The sequence below is a fragment of the Sphingomonas sp. MJ1 (PH-R8) genome, assembly GCF_048058635.1.
In the GTDB taxonomy this organism is placed as follows: Bacteria; Pseudomonadota; Alphaproteobacteria; order Sphingomonadales; family Sphingomonadaceae; genus Sphingomonas.
This window is the reverse complement of the sequence record NZ_JBBEFX010000050.1, coordinates 1-1701: the sequence shown is the minus strand read 5'-3', so window position 1 is coordinate 1701 and position 1701 is coordinate 1. Positions and strand designations below refer to the sequence as shown.

2 protein-coding genes are annotated in these 1701 nt (G+C 61.3%); both read left to right on the top strand.

Going from position 1 to position 1701, the window contains the following annotated elements; translation table 11 throughout:
* A partial coding sequence (locus VPH46_RS16200) for a UDP-N-acetylmuramate dehydrogenase (protein WP_416612882.1) occupies window positions 1-643 on the top strand: 643 nt, incomplete at its 5' end.
* Window positions 640-1701, top strand: a 1062-nt coding sequence (locus tag VPH46_RS16195; protein WP_416612880.1) for an oligosaccharide flippase family protein, incomplete at its 3' end; no start/stop codon positions are given. The genes VPH46_RS16200 and VPH46_RS16195, both read left to right, overlap by 4 nt.

Genomic DNA, 1701 nt, shown 5'->3' with positions numbered 1-1701 from the left:
TCGCGGTTTGTCGGGCATGGAACATGCTGTCGGTATCCCCGGCACGCTGGGCGGCCTCGTTCTGATGAACGGGGGGAGCCGGCGGCAGGGGATCGGTTCGCACGTCGCGCGTGTCCATTGCGTCGATCACCAAGGCAACATGCTGGTTCTCGACCAGGCGGCGTGCGGGTTTCGTTATCGGCATTCGGCGTTGCAGACCATGCCGGCCGCGATCGTTGCTGCCGAACTGGAACTTGAACGGGGGGACCGGCAGGCAATTCTGCGCGACATGGTCGCGACGCTGCAGTCCCGCAGGCGCAAGTTTCCCAAGAACCTGCCCAATGGCGGCTCCACCTTCCTGTCTGATCCGGCGATGTACGACACGGTGGGGCCGCCGGGAGCGGTGATCGAGCGTCTTGGGCTGAAGGGCACGCAGCGGGGCGGAGCGCAGATCTCACCGCTCCATGCCAATTTCATCGTCAACTTGGGCGGCGCCACGTCCGACGACGTGCTGTGGCTCATCCAACTAATCCGGCAGCGCGCCTTTTCGGAGACGGGATTCCTGATGGATTGCGAGGTCCGTCACGTTGCGCCGGACGGTACGGTACGGCAGGCTCACCAAGCTGCTGAGGAACGGTTCGCGGAAGAGTTCGTGCAGGCATGAAGGGGCTTGCCGGAAAGTCGGCCATTTTGCTGGTGTCGCGCTTGGCAGCGCGAGGCGTACAGGTAGTTTCCTTCATTCTGCTCGCACGAATTCTGTCGCCAGCAGGTTTCGGTGCTTTTGGCGTTCTGACAGCCGCGGTTGTACTGTCGGGGCAGATAGGGAACCTGGGGCTGCGGCAGGCGGCAGCATATCAGGTCGGGCGCGGTGACATCACGCCAGGAACAGCTTTCGGGCTTCTGATCGGCTTTTGGCCGTTGGCTGCCGTGTGCTGTGCCTGGGCCGTGACCGCGTTCAACGCGGAGGCGCTTGGTATTCTGGATGCCGCGCATTCCCAGTTCCTCATTTTCCCTCTGGTGGCTGCTACGGCGGCGTATCTGCTACTGGTGCTGTTGCAGGGTATCTTCCTGGGTAAGGGCGACATCCGTGCTTTTGCCCTGACCGATAATGGACCGCGCATCCTGCAGGCAGCGATGGTTGCGCTGCTGTGGGTGATGGGCATGTTGAGCGTGGGATCGGCGCTATGGAGCTATGCGCTGGCGTTCGCCCTTCTGGTACCGGTGGCAATCTACCTGGCACGCGAGGGTGCGGACCCCATTGCCCTGCCTGTTGCGCATTTCGTTCCGATGATCCGCTACGGCTTGTTGTTTGCTGTCTCGATGTTTCTGATCAACCTTCAGACGCGCGCCGGCTTGTTCCTTGTCAGCGGAGCGGAGGGCAATGAGACCGCGGGCAATTTCCTGGCAGCGCAGCGACTGAACGAGATATTTCTGGAAATTGCCACCGCGATCGGTCTGGTAATTTTCAGCGAATCCACCAAGGCGGTCGACCCCAAGCAAGCAGTCCATTCGGCGGCGAAGGCATCCTCGGCCATGATATGGATGTTTCTGGCAATTGCTCTGGGGATCTGGCTTACCGCGCAGTATCTCATTCCACTGCTGTTGGGCGCGCAATATGCCGGCGCGGTTGGCGCTGCGCGCGTACTCGCTTTTAGCTTGGTACCCAGTTCTGTGATCAAGCTGATGAATGGTGCGATTGCAGGTTCGGGCCGGCCCTATTTC